Source organism: Streptococcus sanguinis (assembly GCF_900635155.1).
Lineage (GTDB): Bacteria > Bacillota > Bacilli > Lactobacillales > Streptococcaceae > Streptococcus > Streptococcus sanguinis_G.
The window spans coordinates 2,203,756-2,225,000 of the sequence record NZ_LR134002.1 but is presented as its reverse complement, the minus strand read 5'-3'; the positions used below and the strand labels follow the sequence as shown (position 1 = coordinate 2,225,000).

Below are 21,245 nucleotides of genomic sequence, written 5' to 3'. Positions count from 1 at the left end.
GGTACGAATACCTTGACGCTCCCAGAGAACACAATCCCAACTCAATCCTGAAACTTCACCAGCTCGCAAACCTGTCTTTAGTTGCACATATAGCTGGAAAGGAACTACAGATTTTCTATAATCCAATTGTTCTTCAAGATAAACTGCTAAACGTGCATAATCTTTTAGACTATGGATATACCTATCTTTCTTCCCTTTAGGAGAAGGTCGCCCAGACAATATAACTCCTTCAGCAAAATCATGAACATTAATCTTATCCCTTTTTGCAAAAATAATGACTTTCTTAATTTCAGAGTTTAAACGACTAACATTATCCCGACTATTTGTTCTAGCATAAACATTTATAATTTCCTGGTATTCACTTGATCGAATATCACATACCGGCTTATCCTGGAAATACTTCTGTATAATCTTCCCACGGAATCTATGTTTGTTTAAAGCAGATTCTGATTTTCCTAAAGGTAGAATCTGTAATTCAAACCAACGCTCCCATAACTGATACAGAGTAACTTCTCTATCAACGACTACTCCATTTTTTACTTTCATCTCAAAAGCAAGAGCTTCAATCTGAGCTTCCTTCTTTGTCCGAAAACCAGAATTAGATGCAATCACTTTCTTTTTACTGTCAAAGACCCTATAGTCCCATAGTTTCTTCTTGCCTCGCTGTCTATATGATATAGCCATATTTACCCCTTCCTAAAAAAGCGATAATCAAGACTTTGTCCCGACTATTATATCATGCTCCAATAAGAATTTCTCGAAAATTCTTTTCGAAGTATTCCTTTGTTTTTGAAGCTAAAAATAAATATTTCCCACTCTGAGCGCTTGGATACTTAACAAAACCTTTGGGATTTTGTTCAATATCAATTTCCTGCTTAATCGATGGCCGATAAAGGATATGTTCAATTAACCAAGGACGACTAACTGAAAGCAGCTCCAAAAGCTCATTCATAGTCATATATTTTCCTTTGTTAGCATTCTTTTTCAGCTCCTCATACTCTCCCTTTTCAATAATCACTTTATCCTCAGGAAGTGCAATAGTAATATTTTCCAAACTAACAATTAGTTTATTCATAATCTACAACCAACCTTTCTATCCCTAAAATACAATAACCAGACTCCAAGCCAACATATCCAGTGATTTTGTAAATAAGCAAGCCTGATTAGACTTGCTTATATGTTGCTTCAAAAATCTTTTCCTTGACAGTCCAGACTTCATTATCATTTCCAATGATTAAGTAGTCACCAATTTCAAAATTGAACTGACCCTCAAGAGTTTGAACGGTCAACTTTTCAAGATTCAATCTTTCTTCCTCTTCTAGCCATGCTTGATTTTCAGGAACAATTTGAATAGCATAAGCTGGAATCGGACGTTTCACATATTGAGGAACTCCAAGAGCTGCTGCTTTTTCTTTATTTAATGTTTTCATCTTATTTTCTCCATTTCTATTTTTAATGACCAATCACATAAGTAAATTGACTGGCCGTCGCTTTGTCAAAAGTGCGATAGGAAATCACCCCCAAACCTTGGACATTGGATTCTGAAATCAGAATTGAGCCATCGGACTTAACCTGCTCCACAAAAGCTATATGGCCATAGGTACTGTCTGCTCCGGCCTGTCCAGGGTCAAAACAAAGCGCTGCATGCTCCGTTGGGGTATTCGTTGTTCGATAGCCTGATTTGTATTTCCACTGACCACCATTTCCCATATATGGATCAAAAGATACTCCGACTTCTTTTCCACGATTGAATACAAACCAAGTACACTGACCCCAAGGATACGAGGAAGCAATATAACCAGCAGAGCCAATCTGTTTGGTCAAGCTATAGCCTTCAGGAACTCCTGCTGAAGTAACACCCCCGCCCTCTCTAGACTTGGCTGTTTTAGTCTGGGGTGGTTTAGGAGTACCGCCGTGGTCATCAATCCACCTATCCAGCTTCTCCATTGTATCTGCTCGACGTCTGCCGCTACCAGATGTATCAGTAAAATAAACCCCACCCTCTGCAGCCGTGTTAAGTGTTCCAGCCGCATTCTTTTTAGCTTTGTCATCTTGAATCTTAAAAGTCTCATTTTTATTCTCAATAATCGTGACTTTTGTTAATCCCGTTACAGCTGATTCATCATTGAAATTAGTTGCATTATCTGGATTAGAATCAAAAGCCCCATAGCCAAACATATTAGCCCCTTTTTGAGTGGCAACACCTGCAGTTCCTAGGGAACTCTCCAGCTGAGCAATTGCAACAATCGCTCGAACATCTAAGCCAGAAGCAGCCTGCCATTCTAAGAGTTTTTTTCCGTTGATTCTGGATTTATCATAATGAATACCTGTTGAATCCAGAAAACTGTCCAGCTGCTCAGCTTTTATCCCATAACGTTGAGCCAACAGATTATGAGTATAGGCATCCCCATTCGACCAATGCTCTACATAGGTCACACCATCAACCTCTGTCGTGGTATTTGAACCAGAATTCCCCGCCATGGCTCCAACGATAACTAAGACTAGTAACAAAGGAGAGAAGAAGGACAAGACTAAACCAAAACCAACGATTTTTTTCATCCTATCCCTCTCCTCTCAACTTATTTAATTCATTGATGATGTCGTTTTTCCTACGGATATTCTCTTTCAAAATATCATCTTTTGACATAGTTTTGTGATAACCACGAATAAAAGCATTAGAACCTTGTGCCTGATACATAGCTTCAGGCTCTTGATAACTTTCTAATTCTTTCTCCAACTTTTCGACTTTGCACTTCTCTGAGCGAGATAATCGGTTTTCTCGCAGCTTTTCAAATTCTTCAGTTTCCTGAATCGTTCTGCTTTCTGCAGAAAATGACATGTCAGCAGCTTTGGCTTGCTCATAATCAGTTCCTTCATAAGAAAATGGACTCGCTTCAGTTGCAAGTGGATCAGTTCTTGTTTCATCTTCTTTAGAAACATCAGAATTTTCTACAGGTTTTTCAGATTCAGAAGGACGAGTACCTGAAAACCAGTCTTTTATCTGTTTTCCAGAAGTAGCTACTATACCAGCTCCCAAACCAGCTCCAGCTAAAAGATAAGCAGTTGATTTTTGAGCACCTTCAAAAGCACTGATAGATGCTTTTGACAGTTTTTCTTTTCCATTTACTGCAGCCTGTCTCATCTTATCATCTACCTGAGTTACAATAACCTTTGAACGAGAACCTAACAATAGCTCTATTAACTCTCCTTTGTACTTCCAAATAAGGAAATAAACCGCAGCCTTTCCCACAACTCCCACCATGAGACGAAACAAGCCCTCAAAAGTTGAGAGTGAACTATAACTTCCAATCGCACCAGTGAATCCCTTTAAGAGTAAGCCTTCAGTCATCTTTTCAAGATAGAAGATAGAGAGAATCAGAAGACTGGTAATAGCTGGAAAGGCCAGACCACCAAACATAATTTTAAAGACTCCAAAGAGAGTATCTTGCATTCTAGGAATGAACGAGACCAACAAAGCCACCGGGAAGAGAAGAATCATAATCAGAACCAATCCTTGAGCAATAAGGTTTAACAGCTGAACCAAAACAATAGGAATGGCAATGACAATGGCTTCTACAGTTTTAAAGAGTACATAAAACAATTTAATAAACATGTAATCAAACACTGCAGAAACCCAACGGTTTTTTTCTGCATCATCATTGGCTTTATTCCCCATGTCATCAATATAATCAGTTCTATCTTTACTAGAAACAGCCTTAAACTTCCTATCGTTATCCAGACTTCCTAAAACTTTGGAATCGTCAAATGGTTCTTCTTTGTTTGTCTGCCTATTCTTGTATTTGCCATTCTCCTGACCTGTATTGACAAAGAGATAAGCTTTATAGCTGGTTTCTGCTATATAACTGTCCGCCATGGATTCCCCAATCTTCAAATTCTGATTATCCCCATAAGGAACAGAAATATTAGCAATCTGCTCGGTTGCTGTATCAGCTACACTATCAATCGTATCCAGAATATAAAGGCCCCCAGAAGTGCCTGAAACTGTGCCAAACCAAGCAAAACCTAAACCTACAATAGCCAATACATGCAGAAGCTTTCGAGAGAAAGAACCGTTAGACAATACAAAGCAAAAGAATAGGTATAATCCTAAAACTAACAAGAGCAGAAAAACCAGTGAGCCCTGAGCTACCCCGGAAGCTGCCCCTGTAAAGGACTGCCAGATAGCTTTAGAACCATTATACACATACTGCTTATAAGAACCATATAGGTCTATCTTTTCAAGAATACGAATCATAAGAGAAAAGAATCCTACAACTAGATTCAAGAGAAAGAAGGGAAAGTTAACAAAAATCTCATTTAACATTGCTATTGTAGAAGTTTCAATAGATTCAGTTTTTTCTAAATAAGATTTCAATGAAAAGATATCTATTCCTTTGAGTTTTTCAAACGCTTCTTGCACATTATCACCCCCTAAGTAGCGTATTTGTTTTCTAATTCTGATGAAACAGTATCTTCCATCGGTTTTAAGAGTGGATCAATTCCTTCAAAGATATTGGTAATGGTAATCATATTGAGATTGTTATAGACATCTCGGTAGAGACATTGGCCAGAAATCATATTGTTCAGCCATTCCAGATTGTCCTTGCTCGTTTCCAAATCCATATGTTCCAGAATATCTGGCAGTTCGTTTTTCTCCTTGAATGCAAAGACTGTCCCAAACCCAGTTGTATCGTCGTCGCTCTCTGCATCATGAACAGATTGAGTAATTAAACAAAGAATATTGTTGTAGAAGCGGCCAACTCGGCGCATGGATTGGATAATTGCCCGACCCTCTGGAGACTTCATCAAGACCCATGCTTCATCAAAGAATTCAATCGTATCTTCATGGCGATTGAGTTCACCAAAGCGAGAACAGAAAGCTCCTAAAGCAAACATGAGCACTGTAGAATTGATTTCTTTGTCTTCACGAGTGGTATCTTGATTTTGCTTTTTGTCATCAGGCAAAGCCAAATCTGCAACTTCTAAGACAGTAACCCGTTTATCATAAGAAAGTCCCTCTACATCTCCGTAAGAGAAAGCTAACTCCAAAATAGATCCTTTTACGACACTATTCAAATAGCGACCAACAGACTGGATTTCTTCCTTTTTATCATGCAGCAACAGCTCCAAGACATGTTTCAAGCCGACTTGTTCCCCGCTCTGTCGACGCTCTGCAATCGTATTGATGGCGTCTGAAATAGCTGTGACCTGGTTCATAGTGACCTGAATATGCTTATTAGAATTTAACAAGTAATTCAACATATTCTTGGCTACAGAGATAGCATCGTCCTTATCTAACATGATAATTGGATCAAGCGCTCCGTGATTAGCCTTATTCTTACTATCCAAAGTCACAAAGTTCATACTCTTGATATGTTTTGCCAAAAGTGGATAGTTCATTTCAAAATTTGAATGATTGACAATGGCTTCAAAATGTTTTCTGATTGACCGTTTAGGGTCAACATACAGCGCCTTAACATTTTGTAAGGAAGTCAGGATAAAGATTAGCTCAGCTAGAAAAGATTTCCCCTCACCGGTTGCACCCGTAATCAGGATATGCGGATTCTTCGTTTGTTTGCCGGCAATATTTTCTTTATTCCCAACCGTTGCATTAAACAACACCATATTTTTTGAAGACTGTTGAGCTTTTTCCAAGCTCTCCCATTGGCCAATGTAATTATCTACTCGGCCAATATGCCAGCCGATATGATTGCCAGCCTTAGTATTGGTAAAGGGCATGAGTTCCGCCATTCCCCTTGGTGTCACAAAATGAGACCAAGTTTTAGTTTTGCTCTCCAGAGGATTGCCGTAAAGCAAAGACTGAAAGAGATAAGGAGTATCAAAACTAGCTTCGCTGACTTCGACGTGCATTTCATCAAAATAGGAGAGTACAGTTTGTTTACGGCGGCGCAATTGTTCCAGACTAGAACCGGAAACGATTAAATAAGCGCCATATTCAATAATTTCTTCACGTTTAGATCCAACTTTTTTCATTAAGTCTTTCAAGGACATCGCTCCTAAGATGATGTCGTCCTGTTGGGCAGTATCCGTACTTTCTGCTTCATTCATGATATTGCGAAAGCGATTGTTAGAACGCTCCATTCGACCTCTTAAAGTCCCTTTATCCATGAACTCCGCTTTGATTCGAAGTTCTACAGGAAAATCGAATCTCTGGGTAAACTCTCCCAAGTGAAAACCATTAAAAATGATTGGTGTCTTGGCAATTGGAAGAATCGTCACAAAGGACGAACCATAAGGACTTTCTAATTTTAGGAAGCCCCCATCCATGACTTTCATTAAGGTATCTGTTACATTCAAAAGGGCTCGATTAGCGGTCACCTCTTCCCGAAAGTGAGGGATATAGCGTAAGAATTGCATACGCTGATAATAAAAAAGCTGTTCATCCGTTAACCTTTTAGCCTGGAAACCAGAAAGAATTTGATAAACAGTTGATTCACTTAGCTGATATTCCTCAAACCAGTTTTCAGGGATTTCCAGCTCATATCCTAAGCCTTTAGCCGCAAACTCTGACAGCTCTGTGAAGCGTTCCAAGGCCAAAGATTGCATATTTAATTGTTGGGAGTTCTTAGGAAGATTGATACCAATCAGCCAATCATACTGATAAGGGATTTCCATTTCATTCGTTAGCTGATTTACCGTGTCAGACAAAAGCTGCTCTCCCAATTCCTGACAATCTGGAGACAGAGTCGCAGAAAAATCTTTCATTTTTTCCGCCAGCAAAAAGTCTTTAGGAATCAGAGAAATTTCAAAAGCTTTGTTTTTGGCCAACTTACGCAGCATTTGAGCGACAGCCGTTTTATGTTCCCATTTCTTGCTTTTATCTGTAATAGTGATGGGAGTATTTGGTACACGATAAAAAGCCATCACGCTTTTATCTTGTTTCATGGCTAGATTATCCTGTGTACGAATAATTGGGTAAGCTAATTTTGTAGCCATTAAAACTCCTTTCTATAATTCTGTTTTTTCATAAACCATCTCTTCTTGTGTTTCCACTCGATCCCCTTGATAAATCGCCTTGTTGTTTAAACGGTATTCCCAGCAATAGCGCAGCCAGTCTAACAAGAAAACGTGCATTTTCTTACCTTGCGGTTCGTACTCTGTATAGAGCTTAGCCAGCTTATAAGGGATAAACCAATAAAGGTAAAGTGAAATGGAATGAGTCATCTTGTTCAATGGCAGTAACAAGGGACTTAAATAGGTCACCATAAGTACTAAAACCAAAGCGAAGACTACAAAGAAGTCCACCTGCATAGGTGTCGCAAAATACCAAATCCGCTTCCCTTTTTGGGTTTTAATCTCCTGAATCCAATAAGGAGCGTTTACACCTCTTTTGTAGTCATAGATTGTTTCCTTATCCATATCAAAGCCCCGTTTCAATTCCAAGCCAAGTACGAATGAGCCAACCAACGAATTTAAGAATTTGTTGGCCTTTTAGTAAAGAAGCGATAACCGCATAAAAAATTAACGTTTTAAAAAGTCTTCCAAAAGAGCCCTCTCGCCAAGCTATAATAGCCATTGCAGCAGCTCCTACTGAAAGAAAAATAAAGCCGTCTCCTTGAATCCAACCTGTCAAACCACCTGTATTCATATTGTTTCTTCTCCTTTTTTATTTTGCATAATCTGACGGAATTTGATGTTCCATCTTGTTCACATAGTAAGACTTGCCTTTTTCAGAAAGATAAAGAGTGAAATTTTCTGCATGGCTAGAGCCAGCGACCTCAAATGTTACCTGCACATAGGCTACAATTTGCCCTTTACTTTCCTTATAGTAAGAAAAGTCTAATGTTTTAAAGACAGTATTGTTTACAATCTTTATATCCTTTGCGACTAAATCCAGATTATCCTGACTGGTTGTATAATTAGTGAAAAAAACTTCCAGAAATTTATCTAACTTCTTCCGAATTTTTTCATCTACTCGATCAGACTGATTTAATTTTAAATCAACATTGTTTGATTTATCCTGTCTGTTCGTATAGCTAGAGAACCAAGGCAAACCGGACACATAATAACCGCTTTCTGTCTGACCGTAAGGAATATTGAATTCTGTTAGAATTTCTTCCTCTTTCGTTCCTTCTCCCTCTTTTACTTTCTGTTTATAGCGCACCTGATAAGTTGCGATATTTTCTTTTACCTGCAGAAGCCGATACCAGATTAATTCGCTTGGATTCTTCACCTGTCCTTGTGACTGAACATCTGGAGCAGTACCATAGAAAGCATTTAACTTATCGGCTTGCTCGGTTTGTTCTGTAGGATTTTCTGGAATGGTAAAGAAATAATAGACGAAATCATTGAGATAATACTCCAAGCTATTGTCAGTACCTGATACCGCCCTTTCCGCTGTTTTGCTTGCTTTAGCTGATGAAATAGATTTTTCAAGGTTAGATACTTTATTTGATAAAGTCATAGCTCGAATACCACCCATCAAGCCAGTTAGCAAAATGAAAACCAATCCTGACAGGACAGCCAGATTGACAGTCCTTTTATTGACTACTTTCAAACCACCAGATTTCCGTTTCTTGTCCCGCTTCACAAATTGGCTAAAGAAGCTTTGGACACGCTCGTACATATGCAATAATTTATTCATTCTTTTACCCCGCTAATTTATTTATAAAGTTATTGTAAGCTTCAATATCCCCTCGCATGCTGTCTGCCTCATTCTGGGCTAAATAGCCTAGTTGAACATATTTAGCCAATTCTCGAAAAGACCAATAGAGGGCTTCTCCATAAGATAAATTATCCTCAATAAGCTCTCCCGTATCATTCCAAACACTGTAGGAATTTTCTTTTTTAAAATGATAGCGGATAGTGTATTTAGTCATTTTTTCTCCTTTTTATTTATTTCCGCTTCAATGGAAAATTTTAAAATTTTCCATTTTTAAAGACTTCTATTTAGACCTCTTTATATAACTTGTATATAGAAGCCTTTATTCGTATTCAAGATTAAGCCCTGATTGATGTAAAGCTGCAGCGCACTTATCCAATTATTTGCTTTGAAGAAGAATTCTACAACGCTGCTAACCTCTTGATTTCTCAAAAGGTGTTGCATCACCTCAACTTCATCTTTGGAAAGAAAGCGGTAGTAGTGCGAAATGACTTCCGATATAGGTTTATGATTCCGCAGCATATGCTGTACTACATAATCATCGCCATCATAAAAACCTATAATAGCTGTTTTGAGAAGATAGGCTTCTTCTAAAGTTAGGACAGTATCAATCCCCCAATCAGAAAAACCACAAATGAAAAAGGAATCATTTGTGATTCCTCTTTCTTTCATTCTCTGCCGAACATCATCAATACCGAATTTCATCAAATCCAAGGGACAAAGAGCAGAACTTTGGCCATCTGCTCGGATTCTAATATTGGCAATCATATTTGCTCTGTCATTTTCCTTTCATAGTCTAAAATGTCTTCCCAAGTTAACCATTCTGGTTTTCCCTCTTCAGGAAATTTTCGCCAGATTTTTTTCATCTCTGCGATTTGTCCTGGAACGTTACCTGCCCAAAGGTGACCCTCATAACGATTACCATACCCCAAAAAGTAGTCACAGTCCATTTTCAAACGACTTAACATCATATAATCAAAATGATTAGGATTTTGACGATTTTGATATTGTTTTAGATAAGCTTCTAGTTCTTCCAAAGTTAGATAGCCATCCATTCCAAAACCGAAGGTGTCGTCATCTCCATTTACAAACAGCACACCGTCGAAAGTCTCATCTACTCCGATTTTACTTAGATGGTTAATTGGAAATGGTAAAGCGAACTGAGCTTTTTGCCCAGTTCGTGTATTTGTGATCTCTGCAAACTGTGTCATAGTCCCCCCTCACTTTTGCTCCAGCAAAGCATTGAGTTTGACCGATTCAACCTCAATCTTTTTCTGCAAGGCTTTCTGTTCATCTACCAGTCTTTGACAAAGCTGGGCTTGGCGGTCAAGGTCTGTCAAGTCTTCTTCAGGATCAGCACGGTTTTTCTTTTCATGCACCTTGACAAGTGCTGCATTTAAGTTCGATACAGTTTTCTGACCGGCATCTGAACTGAGAAAATCCAACATCATCATAATTGCTAGTCCAATTTTAGCCCACATTTTAATACTCCTTCCAAAATGAAAAAGAGAGGAATCGAACCTCTCCTATTCCTTATTTAATAGCCGTAGCAATATCTGCCAACTGGTGACCAACTTTTGCCATTACAGTGTGAGCTTTCTTCTCCACATTGACTTGGTAGTAGTAGTTTTTCTTGTAGTTCATCAGAGCATCAACTGCAAAAGCTGGCAAACTCGTTCCTTCCATGTCCTTTGTCAAGTCATGGACTTTTTTCATGGCTTCATGCCCTTCAGCCCATTTATAACTTATCAGCAACTCAGAAGCTTCTTGCAAGGCCACTTTTAATTGTTTATCTTTTTCACTCATGATTGATTTTCCTTTCATTTTAAGCCATTTTGTTTAATAGGTTTATTTCTATGTAGAGGTGGAGCATGAATCTGATTCACCTATTCTCCTTTCTAATTGTAAGTCTTTAGATGCTTCAACAAGTATTTATGTTGACTTAGTGTCAGCAATAACAATGCAGCTTTTATCTCTAAATCTGCTTCTAATAAGGTTTCTTCCCAGATTTGACGTTTTGACCGTACTAATTCATCTAGTCTATCTTGATAACTGGATAACAATTGATAATAGCGAGCCTGTAGCTGTTTGTCTCCCCTGTAAGCAAAGGAATGCAATTTGGCTGCCATTGTTTTTAGCTGTTTTCTATCAGTCACAAAAGGGACTTCATGAATTTCTGGTTGATAAAATTGACGATCAGGTAGTAAGATAGCCAACTGCTTTATGACCTGGTTTAAATGATGGATATTACTGGCAAGATAAGTTTCTGCTGTTTGCTTCATGTACTCTCCTTTGATTTTTTTAGTAGCACATCGGCTTGTATATCCTTCAAAATTAATTCGCCACGTTCATTTATACAGCCGGTATCTAAAATCATTTCCAGATACTTGGTATCCATGATTTTGTCTGCTTCTTCCACTAAAGCTAGACTATCCGATACTTGATGCAAGAGCCACTTAATCGTACGACCGATATTATAAGGTTCTGGCCGAACAGATAATTTCAGCTTTTCTGTACCGCCAAAGAGGGCTTGCCATTTCTTATCTGGCAGAAAAGCTCCGTATTGATTTGTGCGGTCATACACCTGCATTTCAGCATTAACAACTCCTTTTGCAATTTCAGCTAAATCTGTACCTTCTACAAACCTTTTGATAGCTTCATTAGCCTTTGCTTGGGAGAAGCGCAACTCATAGCGATTCCATATTCCAAATATTTCTAATGATTCTGCTAAACTAAGCCCCTCTTTTCGGGCTAGTTCGTAGCGCTTCTCATAAAAGTTAAAGTAGAGATTGGATTGCCTAGAACCAAAATATATAGAAATTCCTTGACTTCGTTCTGCAATTTCTTCCCGATTCTCAAATTTCAAGCCACCACCGCCGATATGATTCCAGGTTCGCAGATGGTCAAAAACGACTTCTTTTTGATAAACCTTAGCAATCATATCCACCAAATGGAACTGTTCATGTTCATGGCCATAACCCCGATACAGCTCGTCCATAGCAATATCTAGCCGAGTCACTTTCATATCTGACCGCTCATAGACCATTTTCTGCAGTAGGTCATACCAAGTGAGACCATTCTTTTCTAGAATCAATTCCATCTGTCGGCAACCATGACCGGATAACTGTAGCGTAATCTGATAATTATCTGTCACTTCCTTATCAAAGTAATCAAAAATCCAAATATCGCCCCGCCGCCATAAATGGCTATAAGTCATGAGCCGGGTATCGTTTGAGGTAAATTCCTTTAAATCACAATGTAAAAAAGTCTGACAAAAATAAGCCAAGTTTCGAACTTCTTTAAAAGTGATTCTCAGATAATCAATCATGACTCGCAAACGCTGACTTTTTGAAATTTCATAACCTAATGCTAGCTTCATCAACTGAAACCGCTCAGTCGTTAAAGCTCGCCGCCCTCTTTCAAAGGAGCGCAGACTATCTACACTCACAGCTGCCGCTTTCGCAAACTCTTTTTGAGTCAGGCCTGTTGCTTTTCGCAGTTCTACCAAATGCTTTCCATCAATGATTCTTGCTTTTGGCATGATTTTCCTTTCTAAAGTGGTACAAATTTTCGGAGAAAGTAGTACAAGTCAGTGACATTGAAAAACCTTGGTACTCTAAGGACAAGGGGAGTCGCTTTTTCGATTTTTGCAAATCGTAACCCCCCTATTAGAATATGGGGGTTTTCATCAGGATTGGCTTTCAGGTCGTATCGGGTCGTACCGCCCAGCTCCCGCTGGTCGCTGGGCTGACCCTGACCTTCCAGCCAATCCTGAAATTTACCATTCTATCGGACACTAAGCCACTTCCTTGCCTTGTTCGAAGATTTTTTGAATCACTTCCTGATACCGTTCTCCTGTCTTTTCCTTTTCTTCAAAAATCGCCACAATCACATCTTTTTCAAATTCCTTGAGAACAACCTTATTTTCTTCTCGCTTGAATTGATAATATGCTCCTTGCTCAATGCGATCAATCACATCTTTTACCTGCTTAAAACTCTTATTGAGCTGTTTTGCCAAATTGTCTACATACCAAATAGTCCGCTCTTGTTCTTCAAAGATTGGGTCAACTGGTAAATGCTTGGCTTCAGACAGTAACTCTTCCTGAGTTTGTTCAGTAGAAAGGGATACTTCATCATCTGGCAATACAGGTAGCTTCTCAAATTCCTCTAAGAAATCAAAACCTTTGTCAAATGGCACATAGGGACTGAAAAACTCACCAGCCGTTTGGCCGCCATTAGCTATATAGCCACGACCTTTTACTTTTTCGCCATTGACTTCATCTACATTCTTAAAGTTCTTGTTTCGATTAGCGTCTCCATAGAGCATGGTATAGCCCGTATCTTCCAGAACACCAACTGACAAACGCTTCATAAAGTTATCACGGAGAGCTGTTTTGATAAATTCACCATCTGGACGCTGTAAACCTAAAATCATAAAGATTCCAGCCTGACGACCTTTAAGTATAATTTGCGTCAACAGTTGAACAACTTCAGAAGCCATCTTATAGTCACTATCCAAGAGAGCAATAAAGGCAGCCCATTCATCAAAGATGATAAACTTAGGCTTTAAGCCATAGTCCTTGTAGGACTTCCCAATCTTATTATCTGGATGACTTGCCATAAAACGGTAGCGCTCAACCATCAGAGCCACATTATCCCGCAAACATTGAATCATTTCTTCCTTAGAAGCAAAAACACGATTTTTGAAGACTTTCGCTTTCTTCAAAACTGTCAAGTCTGATTCTTTTGGATCGCACAAGTCTATATAACCAATTTTGGCCAAGGCTAAGGCAATCTCCATAATCAGAACAGTTTTACCACCACCAGTACCACCTGCTAGAAGCAAATGCGGTTCACTGTCAAAGTTCCACCAGACATCTTTCATAAGCCGCAAACCTTTTGAATCAACCACTACTTGGTGGACATTCAAGCGGCTAGAGAAGCGGTCAATTGCGATACGATAGAATGTATAGCCTTTGATATGATTCCGAGACATAAAGTCTCCATCAAAGGTATTTTCTAATTCTCCGCCCAATTTTAAGAATCGCTCCTGAAATTTACCGCCTCGCAGCTCAAAGTAAATATCCATTCCATACTTACTCTGTTTGATATAGACTTTGGGCAGGCGGTAAGTGTCTTTTTTCTCTTGCCAACGAGATTTTACAGGGTAGATAAAGCCATTCTCATATAGGAAACGTTGCATAATGGCTAGAGAACGTAAGCGAGAGAAGAACAGGACATGTGCTTCTAATTTCAAAACAATGTAGACCGAAAGCAACAAGGAAAATACCAAACCGCCACCATACAGTCCGCCATAGAGAATAGGTTGTCGCATAAATTCAGACTGAAGAGAATAGGCAGACCAAGCCAACAGGGAAGCAAAGGGCAAGAAAAAAAGGACTATCTGCATAGCCCGAATATCCTTATAAAATTTCCTAACCCGCAGCCCCTTGAAACTCCAAATATCCTTGAACAATCACATCAGCTCCTTACTGTTTGTTTTCATCTTTTGGTTTTGGTGTAGGAGCAGCCGCTTTCTTAGCAATTGAAGACGCAAAGAGTTTATAGTTGTCATTCCCATTGACAGATGAATAGGTCACTACTGGATCCGTGAGTGTCACTTCTTCACGATAATTCAAACCAAGGTCCTCAATTTCTCCTTGAGTCATGTCAACAATCATAAAGAATAGCGTTTCACGCTGGGTAGCAGAATGGATTCCAACAACTGTCCCCCGAACTTCTCCAGTAGACACTTGAGCGAATGTCCCATCCTGATTCCGACGGCTGGTATCATCTTCATAAATGACATCCTGCCCTTCAATTTTCCGAAAAGTCAGTTTACCAAAAAGAGCAGCCAAATCCAGGCCATCACTGATTACCCGATAAGATTTATCTGCAATCTGCAGTTTTTCACCAAAATTCAAACCAATTTTTGCCATGTTTTATTTCTCCTTATTTTACAACTTTCAATTTTTCAGCAAAGACATTCAGAGCTGGAGCAACATTGCGACCATTCAAGCTACGGTCAGGGAAAAAGATAGGATTAACTACTTCCACAAGTGAATCTTCTGGAATCACTTCAGCAGAAGCAGGAGTAATCACATGAAAAGACCCGTGCTTTTCACTGTTCAGAATATGACGCTGGTACTGTCCAGGTTTCCCCATCACTGTTCGAGGAGCATTCCCCAATTTCTCATAGTAAGCTTTCCCGATAAATTCAGGTTTCATTTTCAAAGTTCCGTATTCCATTACAATTTTCCTCATTTCTTTTTTTATCTAGCTTCTTACATTTTTGAGAGAGAAGAAGCAGGAGCACGAGCCAATCTCATTATTCCACCTCAAATTCCTAAATATTCTTTCTTCAAACGTCGCTGATAGCTATTCTTGCAATCCATCAAGCGCTTGGAAAAGCTATCATGGCAATCATGACGATTAAAAAGAGATTCCATTTCCCCCAAGCTCTCCTGATAACATTGTTCACAATGTGCTTTGTTTTCACGATACATTCGTACTGAGAATCTAAATCTTTCTAAGATTCCCTCAAATCTATTTTTAAAATAGTCCATTTTTACCTCTTTTCTAAATTTCTTAGCTCTCTTTCTACAGCTTGTTTATAAGGCAGCATTAGCCGATAAGTTGATAATTGATCCAGAGAAATCGACTTTTGATTAAGCTGCTCTAATTGTTTGAGTGTACTTACACATGCTCTTTTCATCATCAGACAATCACAAGCATAGATTTTTAACGAAAATAAAAAGTTATCAAAAATTCTTCGATAACTCTTTTTATAGTATTCAGACACCGTATCATTATAATTCATTCCTACTTCATCTATACTCCTTTCAATACTTACTCTCTTAACAACTCGTTTGGCATGATAATTGATTCTTTGGCATGATAATATCCCTCAAAATAAGCTTCTATATCTAAATCAAAATCAGGTTTTTTAGAATTATGATTTCTTAAATTTCCATACTGCCTTTTAAATTCTTGTTCAACTACTGCAGGAACTTGCACAACTAATGCGTATTCTTGCTTCTCAAGTATCTGTTTTTCAAAACGTTCATCTAAACCAAGTAAGAAGCCTGATAAATAAGAGTTTTTCTTTTCCTTTCCAACCAATCTCTTAAATCTATACATCAAATACAAACGAGTGGCATTAAAAATTTCGCTACATAATTCAGCATCTTCTTCAAGACCAAAGAAATTAATCGAAGTCTCTCTCGATGCAAAATTTCGATTTCTAATTGCATGGCATCTAAAATTTTTAGCCAAAAGAGCTGCTAAGGAACTTTCCCACCATAAAATTCGCCCAGCTGTTTTTCCAGAAGCTTCATTGAAAGAATGAGTTTCTTCCTTTTTCGATTCAACTTGAGCTAAAGAAATTTTATGTTTTAGCATCAATTTCTGTGCCATCAACAAAGCTGTCTGTCCTTCTTCATCGGAAGGAGAATCATAAGCTAACTCCAATAAGTTTTGGATTTTTGAAATTATTTTATTCAATCTTAAACCTCATTTCTACAAGATAAAGACGTTCTTTATATCATCTGCTTAAGAAAACAGAAAAAACAGATTGCTAACTAAAGCAATCTGCTTCTGAATTTATTAAACATTTTCTACTCTCCTAAGCAGATGATTTTCTACTTAGTGTATGCTCGTATCTTCGCATACTCTTTCACCTTATCTCTCGACAAAGCTACTCGCTCGGATAAGTCACGAAAGTTTCTCACCTTATCCCTTAGCAAGCTTATAGAATAAGCCCACACACCGCCCAATCCACTTGCCAACGAAAAACAAATGTCTCCCGCTTTCTATATCTCACTCTATATAGACAAGCTTCATCTCCAACGCTTCCAGCGCCAGCAGTTCCTTATGATTTATCCAAGCCAGCTCACAAGGCAAAAGCTGGTGCGTGTGTTCTTAGATTTGTTAAAACCTAAAACAACTCCAGTTTCTCCTCGCTTTTAACCCAAAAATCTCAAGTTTGACATATCGTCAATTTTAAGATATAATTAACTTGCTACAGTTAAGTGTGTTAGTTGGTTTCAGTGGGAACTGTCTGACGCACTTTTATTCTATTTTCAAAGAACAATCTTAAATCTATATTGTCAATCTTACTGCTCAATTCTTTAACTATCTAAACCATACCATTGAGTAAGATTGGACTAGATTTTTCCAACAACCTTAGGTTGTTAAATACATTATACATCCTATGGTTGTATTTGTCAAGGTTTTTTTGAAAAAAAATTAAATTTTTTTAAGAAGGATAAAACTATGTTTTCAGAGCGGTTAAAAGAACAAAGAAAGCAAGCTAAATTGACACAAAAAGAAATAGCTGCTCAAATAGGAGTTTCCCAACAAGCATATCAAAAATGGGAAAAAGGTGACAAAAAGCCAACCCAAGACAAGCTAACTAAAATAGCTGAACTTTTTGATGTCTCTGTAGACTATCTCTTGGGTAATGCTGATGAAAAGAAACCTGTTTTAGAAACAGCACAAGTGCTTTTTAGAAAAACAGTAGATGATTTCAACCTAACAAAAGAGCAGCAAGAGCAATTTAAAATTGACATTGACAATTTTATTGAAATGAGAAGAAAAGCTTTTGAAGAAGAACAAGACTAAATGAATCCTATTTACCAAAAAATTGCCGCTATAGCTCGTACTGAAATTTACCAGTTTATTAAACTTCACGACATTTCCCTAATAAACTATTCTTTTGAAAGTTATTTTCAAGCAAAAAAAGAACAGTATCACATCAAGGTTTTTGAACATCATTTTGAAAATGATTTAATATCAGGCATCACAATGATTGATCCTCTTGGAGTCTCTATATCTTACGAAAAAGATTGTATCCAAGAAAGGCAAAATTTCACAAAATGTCATGAATTAGGACACTTACTTTTAAATCATAAAGGTAGCCTCTTTACAGAAAGTCTAAGAAATAAAACCGCCCAAGAATTAGAAGCAGATTATTTTGCTTCTATTATTTTAATGCCAGATATAGTGCTCTTAACTAAGATTTTCTATCAACAAAAAACTTATCAAGGAGTTATGCAAGATTTAGCAGTCTCTAATAAAGCTTTGGAAGTTCGTCTGACTCAACTATTTCAACACTATACAGATATGAGCTACCCCAAAGCACAAGGAATTGTGACTAGCTTTAGGGCAGGTACATCTGCTGGAAGAAAATTAATTTCTTACTTGGAGATTATTAAAGACAATATCATCAGCAACTATGAAATGATTAAAATTAAAGCTAGTGATAAACTAAAACTACTGCTAGAGAAGAATAATTTTATTACTCATATTGAGTTTCCAGAACTTCAAAATCAATCGTTTTGCCAAAAAATAAAAAGCGCCCTTCCACATATCAAAACCTGGTCTAAGTACGATAAAGGACTTACACTATGGTATGCTTGGGACAGCAAGCAACTAACGGATATGGAAGTTAGTAGAAAAGTTAAATTTGCCTTCTATGACCTACAAAATAAAAAGGATTGATAATGAATCAATCCTTTTTTTCTAATGCTTTTTTATATGCTTCACTGCCCTTTTTGTATACTTGGTCTTTTCCAAAAGGTCCTGAATAAGTTAGTTCGCCAGAAGGATTGTAATCATAATCTAAACTAAAATTTACACCTTTATCAGTATAGTTGATTTTATGATTTTTTTCATCAACAGTAGCCGAATTTTTAACACCATCTGGATAATAATAACTATTATCTCCCTCTAATTTGAAAACCAAAGAACTTTCTTTACCATTATATATTTTGTAATATTCACCATCCAAACTCTGTTGGTTGCTACAAGCAACCAAAACAAAAGCAGCTACCACAAAGAAGATTGTCGAAAAAATTTTCTTCATCTTTCCCACCTCCAAAAACTATCTATAAATATTATACTATAAAACATATAAAAAAGACATTTAAACTTTATTCTTCTCTTTCCAAAATTTCTTCTAGCATATTTAATCGAGAACGCATCCGCCAGATCTGCCATTTCAGTTCTTTATTAGTTTTATCCCATCTAAAATGTTGGGAAACATCTTTAACGCTCCAGAGCATTTCTTCTTTTGTAAAATTATGTTGAAATTTATCCATAAATTAATTGTAGCATATTTTGTTAATAAAAAAATTTTTTCCCTAAAATGCACTCTTTTTACCCTCAAATGACTATGATAAACTTCTGCTTTATACTATAAACAATAATTTCATTTTTTATAATAAAGTCAATTATATCATTAACTTTCGGTGAGAATATGTTTCAACCTAAAAAATTTAAAGATTTTTAAAAAATTTTTAAAAACAAAAAACACAAAATGTAGATGCGACTCTTTTCGAAATTCTATATGTTGTACTTTCGATGAAAGGAACTATACTATATATAGGTTTATATTTTTTGTATACTATATATAGTGTTCAGAAGCAGGGTTTACAAATAATAAAGAATAAGCTATAATAATCTCACAAGAACTCGAAGAGCTCCCTCTAATTAATTTTCACAGAATTTTAATTAGAAAGTTCGAGAGGCTTTTTTTTTTGAGGTATAATTTATGAGCTTTGAAGAAACTAAAATTGGAGAAAAACAAGAAACTTTTAAATATTATAAGTTATCTCCTGATAGTGACAAGTCAATGAAGGCGTTTCTTGAATTTGATGAACTGAAAGAAAAGCTCTCTAATCCAGAAAATGAAAATAGCATTAAAGTAACTATTACAGAAGAACAAGAAAAATTTGCTAAACAGTTTCTTTTTCAGACAAATTACTATGATTTCTCTATATATAAGAAGCACTTGCCAAATTTAAATAATCAAGATTTTACTTTTCAAGACTGTATCGAACTATATGAATTCAATTCTTTCTTGAGAGAAAACTTGATGAAATTTACTGGTAAAATAGAATTATTAATCAAATCATCTATTGTTCATACCTTATGTAGTAATTATAGAGGTAGTTTACAAGCTGGAGAGTGCTACTTAGATAAATCAATTTATAAAAACGAAGAATATTTTAAGGGCGTTATTGAAAGAATAGGGATGAGCTTGTATCATTTAAGAAAAAAATCTCTTCCAATAAAACACCATGTCGAAAATAAAAATTGCAAATTTCCTTTTTGGGTTATCGTGCCAGAACTTACTTTTGGAGAAACAACTAAATTGATTGAGCAATTAAACGAAAAGTTTTATAATTTATGGATTGAAGAGTTATTTTTTAATAATAATTATTATGAAACTTCAATGAAAGATCATATTATATCAGCTAGTAGAAGTTGGATTTCGGCTACATGTTTTATTCGAAATGTTAGTGCACATTATGGCCGACTTTATGCAGCTAATTTTAATGCGAATGTCCCAAAATTTTATGAGCCAACTTTTCGGGAATTACGCAAGTGTGGGAAGAAAAAAACTCATAATAAAGATTTATTTGCATATATGTTGGCAATAAAACAAATTCTTATTTGCCACAATTCAAACGTTCATGACGAGTGGAATACATTTATTGAGGATATTGAAGAAAAGTTTACGAAAAGTAATATCATAGAGGAAACTAAAATTGGTTGTCCAAAAGATTGGAAAAAATTTTTACTAATTAGATTGGATTAAAAAAATAAATCTACAGTGATTTTCATAATCATATATATGGAGCTTTAGAGTGAACTAAAAATAGTTCAACTAAATTATGTTAAAATGACATTCTTTATTACTTGTTTGTTATTCAAAAGTATCCTAAAAGCTCAGATGAGGGGGATCCTTTTAATAACTAAAAAATGACTAAGATTTTTTAGTCATTTTTTATATTTTTCTTATAACTTTCACTATCTTTTCTATAAACAACCTGTTTATTACTTCCTATAAGAAAGTTTCCAGTATCAAACGTTAATGTCCCATCTTTTTTAACATCATAAGTCGCAACATACTCCCTTCCAGAAGCTGAAAAAGTAAACGTTTTTTTCTGGAAATCTATACTAGTTATAGTATGATCATGATTTTCATGATATGTTCCTTGATTTCCTTTTATTTCAAGTACTAGATAATCATATTGATTATAATACTTCCCATCCAAACTCTGCTGGTTGCTACAAGCAACCAATGCAAAAACTGAAATTACAAAAACAATCGCTGCAATTATTTTTTTCATAGCCCTATCTCCAATATTGAATACAAATATTATACCACACATCATATAAAAATAAGATAAAATATATGAACAAAAACTCACTCGTACACTTTATCTTATTTTTATTTTTGGTCACCCATTTGGTCAACTTTCATAATTTATCTCCTCTAAATTAATTGACAAAGCCTTAACATATCGCTGGTTTATTTGCTTATTTACTTGATTTTCTCCATTTATTTACCGGCCGCCGGTATAGCTTAAGTTTAGCGAAGCTTTTTAGCTTCGTTTTTTGTTTTTTTTCTAGTATTTACTTGCAAGCTAAAGCGGAAGATTGAATTTTGATTTTGTTTGTAAATTTATACTCAATTAGTGTGATGGATATTGAAGACTTTTACTATTAAATGTCTTATAAAATCTGGAATGCTAAAAAGTCTCAACTTGGTTTGTTCCTTTTTATTCTCTGATTGTGTTTTTATTTAGGTCTTAAGAATCTAATTGTATGATTA

The 21,245-nt window shown here is 36.5% G+C and carries 26 protein-coding genes and 1 tRNA gene (1 of these 27 running past the window's edge); 3 read left to right on the top strand and 24 right to left on the bottom strand.

Features of this window, described 5'->3' with window-relative positions; all coding sequences use genetic code 11:
• From ELZ47_RS11055 to ELZ47_RS10950, 22 genes are all read right to left on the bottom strand, one after another.
• Window positions 1-684: the 5' portion of a site-specific integrase gene (locus tag ELZ47_RS11055; RefSeq protein WP_126436042.1), read on the bottom strand. 468 nt of this gene lie to the left of the window's left edge; the window shows 684 of its 1,152 coding nt (coding positions 1-684); its start codon is at window positions 682-684; its stop codon lies off the left edge, out of view.
• Window positions 685-736: 52 nt separating this feature from the next.
• Window positions 737-1,075, bottom strand: coding sequence for a DUF771 domain-containing protein (locus tag ELZ47_RS11050; RefSeq protein WP_126436041.1), 339 nt, complete (start codon window positions 1,073-1,075; stop codon window positions 737-739).
• Window positions 1,076-1,163: 88 nt separating this feature from the next.
• The gene (locus ELZ47_RS11045; protein ID WP_126436040.1) at window positions 1,164-1,430 is read right to left on the bottom strand and encodes a hypothetical protein; all 267 of its coding nucleotides are present in this window, start codon (window positions 1,428-1,430) and stop codon (window positions 1,164-1,166) included.
• A 22-nt stretch (window positions 1,431-1,452) separates the two neighbouring features.
• On the bottom strand, window positions 1,453-2,559 hold the full coding sequence (locus ELZ47_RS11040; protein ID WP_126436039.1) for a CHAP domain-containing protein: 1,107 nt from the start codon (window positions 2,557-2,559) through the stop codon (window positions 1,453-1,455).
• Window position 2,560: 1 nt separating this feature from the next.
• A complete protein-coding gene (locus ELZ47_RS11035; protein WP_126436038.1) occupies window positions 2,561-4,420 on the bottom strand; it encodes a conjugal transfer protein in 1,860 nt (619 codons plus the stop codon).
• A gap of 11 nt (window positions 4,421-4,431) precedes the next feature.
• Window positions 4,432-6,957, bottom strand: a complete 2,526-nt coding sequence (locus tag ELZ47_RS11030; protein WP_126436037.1) for an ATP-binding protein — start codon at window positions 6,955-6,957, stop codon at window positions 4,432-4,434.
• Between the two features lie 12 nt (window positions 6,958-6,969).
• Window positions 6,970-7,380 (bottom strand): conjugal transfer protein, encoded by a 411-nt coding sequence (locus tag ELZ47_RS11025; protein ID WP_126436036.1) that lies wholly within the window; start codon window positions 7,378-7,380, stop codon window positions 6,970-6,972.
• 1 nt (window position 7,381) lies between these two features.
• On the bottom strand, window positions 7,382-7,609 hold the full coding sequence (locus ELZ47_RS11020; RefSeq protein ID WP_126436035.1) for a hypothetical protein: 228 nt from the start codon (window positions 7,607-7,609) through the stop codon (window positions 7,382-7,384).
• 18 nt (window positions 7,610-7,627) lie between these two features.
• The gene (locus tag ELZ47_RS11015; protein WP_126436034.1) at window positions 7,628-8,605 is read right to left on the bottom strand and encodes a conjugal transfer protein; all 978 of its coding nucleotides are present in this window, start codon (window positions 8,603-8,605) and stop codon (window positions 7,628-7,630) included.
• Between the two features lie 4 nt (window positions 8,606-8,609).
• Window positions 8,610-8,840, bottom strand: coding sequence for an asparagine synthase (locus tag ELZ47_RS11010; RefSeq protein ID WP_126436033.1), 231 nt, complete (start codon window positions 8,838-8,840; stop codon window positions 8,610-8,612).
• 80 nt (window positions 8,841-8,920) lie between these two features.
• The gene (locus ELZ47_RS11005; RefSeq protein ID WP_126436032.1) at window positions 8,921-9,391 is read right to left on the bottom strand and encodes a hypothetical protein; all 471 of its coding nucleotides are present in this window, start codon (window positions 9,389-9,391) and stop codon (window positions 8,921-8,923) included.
• On the bottom strand, window positions 9,388-9,834 hold the full coding sequence (locus ELZ47_RS11000; RefSeq protein WP_126436031.1) for an LPD11 domain-containing protein: 447 nt from the start codon (window positions 9,832-9,834) through the stop codon (window positions 9,388-9,390). Before ELZ47_RS11000 ends, ELZ47_RS11005 begins: the two co-directional genes overlap by 4 nt.
• A gap of 9 nt (window positions 9,835-9,843) precedes the next feature.
• Window positions 9,844-10,104, bottom strand: coding sequence for a hypothetical protein (locus ELZ47_RS10995; protein WP_126436030.1), 261 nt, complete (start codon window positions 10,102-10,104; stop codon window positions 9,844-9,846).
• 19 nt (window positions 10,105-10,123) lie between these two features.
• Window positions 10,124-10,205 (bottom strand) — tRNA-OTHER (locus ELZ47_RS11905).
• 316 nt (window positions 10,206-10,521) lie between these two features.
• Complete coding sequence (locus tag ELZ47_RS10985) at window positions 10,522-10,905, bottom strand: hypothetical protein (protein ID WP_126436028.1); 384 nt, start codon at window positions 10,903-10,905, stop codon at window positions 10,522-10,524.
• On the bottom strand, window positions 10,902-12,164 hold the full coding sequence (locus ELZ47_RS10980) for a replication initiation factor domain-containing protein (RefSeq protein ID WP_126436027.1): 1,263 nt from the start codon (window positions 12,162-12,164) through the stop codon (window positions 10,902-10,904). Before ELZ47_RS10980 ends, ELZ47_RS10985 begins: the two co-directional genes overlap by 4 nt.
• Before the next feature lie 255 nt (window positions 12,165-12,419).
• Window positions 12,420-14,099, bottom strand: a complete 1,680-nt coding sequence (locus tag ELZ47_RS10975) for a cell division protein FtsK (RefSeq protein WP_126436026.1) — start codon at window positions 14,097-14,099, stop codon at window positions 12,420-12,422.
• 13 nt (window positions 14,100-14,112) lie between these two features.
• Window positions 14,113-14,562, bottom strand: coding sequence for a conjugal transfer protein (locus ELZ47_RS10970; protein ID WP_126436025.1), 450 nt, complete (start codon window positions 14,560-14,562; stop codon window positions 14,113-14,115).
• Between the two features lie 13 nt (window positions 14,563-14,575).
• Window positions 14,576-14,872, bottom strand: coding sequence for a cytoplasmic protein (locus tag ELZ47_RS10965; protein ID WP_126436024.1), 297 nt, complete (start codon window positions 14,870-14,872; stop codon window positions 14,576-14,578).
• Window positions 14,873-14,961: 89 nt separating this feature from the next.
• A complete protein-coding gene (locus ELZ47_RS10960; RefSeq protein ID WP_126436023.1) occupies window positions 14,962-15,189 on the bottom strand; it encodes a TetR family transcriptional regulator in 228 nt (75 codons plus the stop codon).
• A 2-nt stretch (window positions 15,190-15,191) separates the two neighbouring features.
• Window positions 15,192-15,443 carry a hypothetical protein gene (locus tag ELZ47_RS10955; RefSeq protein WP_126436022.1) on the bottom strand — a complete coding sequence of 84 codons (252 nt, stop codon included), beginning with the start codon at window positions 15,441-15,443 and terminating at the stop codon, window positions 15,192-15,194.
• Window positions 15,444-15,472: 29 nt separating this feature from the next.
• A complete protein-coding gene (locus tag ELZ47_RS10950) occupies window positions 15,473-16,126 on the bottom strand; it encodes a DUF2786 domain-containing protein (RefSeq protein WP_126436021.1) in 654 nt (217 codons plus the stop codon).
• A 771-nt stretch (window positions 16,127-16,897) separates the two neighbouring features.
• Here ELZ47_RS10950 and ELZ47_RS10945 point away from each other — a divergent pair.
• Both ELZ47_RS10945 and ELZ47_RS10940 read left to right on the top strand, forming a co-directional pair.
• Entirely contained in the window at window positions 16,898-17,245 is a 348-nt protein-coding gene (locus ELZ47_RS10945) for a helix-turn-helix domain-containing protein (RefSeq protein WP_126436020.1), read from the top strand.
• Entirely contained in the window at window positions 17,246-18,124 is an 879-nt protein-coding gene (locus tag ELZ47_RS10940; protein WP_126436019.1) for an ImmA/IrrE family metallo-endopeptidase, read from the top strand.
• A 7-nt stretch (window positions 18,125-18,131) separates the two neighbouring features.
• Here the strand turns inward: ELZ47_RS10940 and ELZ47_RS10935 are convergent, their stop codons facing one another.
• Entirely contained in the window at window positions 18,132-18,488 is a 357-nt protein-coding gene (locus ELZ47_RS10935; RefSeq protein WP_126436018.1) for a hypothetical protein, read from the bottom strand.
• 687 nt (window positions 18,489-19,175) lie between these two features.
• Between ELZ47_RS10935 and ELZ47_RS10930 the strand changes: the two genes are divergently transcribed.
• The gene (locus tag ELZ47_RS10930) at window positions 19,176-20,225 is read left to right on the top strand and encodes an Abi family protein (RefSeq protein ID WP_126436017.1); all 1,050 of its coding nucleotides are present in this window, start codon (window positions 19,176-19,178) and stop codon (window positions 20,223-20,225) included.
• A gap of 178 nt (window positions 20,226-20,403) precedes the next feature.
• On the opposite strand, the gene ELZ47_RS10925 is transcribed toward ELZ47_RS10930, so the two are convergent.
• Window positions 20,404-20,760: a hypothetical protein gene (locus tag ELZ47_RS10925; RefSeq protein WP_126436016.1), complete on the bottom strand. Its 357-nt coding sequence runs from the start codon at window positions 20,758-20,760 to the stop codon at window positions 20,404-20,406.
• Window positions 20,761-21,245 lie beyond the last annotated feature (485 nt).

What these genes read in the sequence shown, in the direction of transcription:
- ELZ47_RS11050 (WP_126436041.1), bottom strand. Translation starts at nt 1,075, where the DNA reads ATGAATAAACTAATTGTTAGTTTGGAAAATATTACTATTGCACTTCCT.
- ELZ47_RS11045 (WP_126436040.1), bottom strand. Translation starts at nt 1,430, where the DNA reads ATGAAAACATTAAATAAAGAAAAAGCAGCAGCTCTTGGAGTTCCTCAA.
- ELZ47_RS11040 (WP_126436039.1), bottom strand. Translation starts at nt 2,559, where the DNA reads ATGAAAAAAATCGTTGGTTTTGGTTTAGTCTTGTCCTTCTTCTCTCCT.
- ELZ47_RS11030 (WP_126436037.1), bottom strand. Translation starts at nt 6,957, where the DNA reads ATGGCTACAAAATTAGCTTACCCAATTATTCGTACACAGGATAATCTA.
- ELZ47_RS11025 (WP_126436036.1), bottom strand. Translation starts at nt 7,380, where the DNA reads ATGGATAAGGAAACAATCTATGACTACAAAAGAGGTGTAAACGCTCCT.
- ELZ47_RS11020 (WP_126436035.1), bottom strand. Translation starts at nt 7,609, where the DNA reads ATGAATACAGGTGGTTTGACAGGTTGGATTCAAGGAGACGGCTTTATT.
- ELZ47_RS11015 (WP_126436034.1), bottom strand. Translation starts at nt 8,605, where the DNA reads ATGAATAAATTATTGCATATGTACGAGCGTGTCCAAAGCTTCTTTAGC.
- ELZ47_RS11010 (WP_126436033.1), bottom strand. Translation starts at nt 8,840, where the DNA reads ATGACTAAATACACTATCCGCTATCATTTTAAAAAAGAAAATTCCTAC.
- ELZ47_RS11005 (WP_126436032.1), bottom strand. Translation starts at nt 9,391, where the DNA reads ATGATTGCCAATATTAGAATCCGAGCAGATGGCCAAAGTTCTGCTCTT.
- ELZ47_RS11000 (WP_126436031.1), bottom strand. Translation starts at nt 9,834, where the DNA reads ATGACACAGTTTGCAGAGATCACAAATACACGAACTGGGCAAAAAGCT.
- ELZ47_RS10995 (WP_126436030.1), bottom strand. Translation starts at nt 10,104, where the DNA reads ATGTGGGCTAAAATTGGACTAGCAATTATGATGATGTTGGATTTTCTC.
- ELZ47_RS10985 (WP_126436028.1), bottom strand. Translation starts at nt 10,905, where the DNA reads ATGAAGCAAACAGCAGAAACTTATCTTGCCAGTAATATCCATCATTTA.
- ELZ47_RS10980 (WP_126436027.1), bottom strand. Translation starts at nt 12,164, where the DNA reads ATGCCAAAAGCAAGAATCATTGATGGAAAGCATTTGGTAGAACTGCGA.
- ELZ47_RS10970 (WP_126436025.1), bottom strand. Translation starts at nt 14,562, where the DNA reads ATGGCAAAAATTGGTTTGAATTTTGGTGAAAAACTGCAGATTGCAGAT.
- ELZ47_RS10965 (WP_126436024.1), bottom strand. Translation starts at nt 14,872, where the DNA reads ATGGAATACGGAACTTTGAAAATGAAACCTGAATTTATCGGGAAAGCT.
- ELZ47_RS10960 (WP_126436023.1), bottom strand. Translation starts at nt 15,189, where the DNA reads ATGGACTATTTTAAAAATAGATTTGAGGGAATCTTAGAAAGATTTAGA.
- ELZ47_RS10955 (WP_126436022.1), bottom strand. Translation starts at nt 15,443, where the DNA reads ATGAATTATAATGATACGGTGTCTGAATACTATAAAAAGAGTTATCGA.
- ELZ47_RS10945 (WP_126436020.1), top strand. Translation starts at nt 16,898, where the DNA reads ATGTTTTCAGAGCGGTTAAAAGAACAAAGAAAGCAAGCTAAATTGACA.
- ELZ47_RS10940 (WP_126436019.1), top strand. Translation starts at nt 17,246, where the DNA reads ATGAATCCTATTTACCAAAAAATTGCCGCTATAGCTCGTACTGAAATT.
- ELZ47_RS10935 (WP_126436018.1), bottom strand. Translation starts at nt 18,488, where the DNA reads ATGAAGAAAATTTTTTCGACAATCTTCTTTGTGGTAGCTGCTTTTGTT.
- ELZ47_RS10930 (WP_126436017.1), top strand. Translation starts at nt 19,176, where the DNA reads ATGAGCTTTGAAGAAACTAAAATTGGAGAAAAACAAGAAACTTTTAAA.
- ELZ47_RS10925 (WP_126436016.1), bottom strand. Translation starts at nt 20,760, where the DNA reads ATGAAAAAAATAATTGCAGCGATTGTTTTTGTAATTTCAGTTTTTGCA.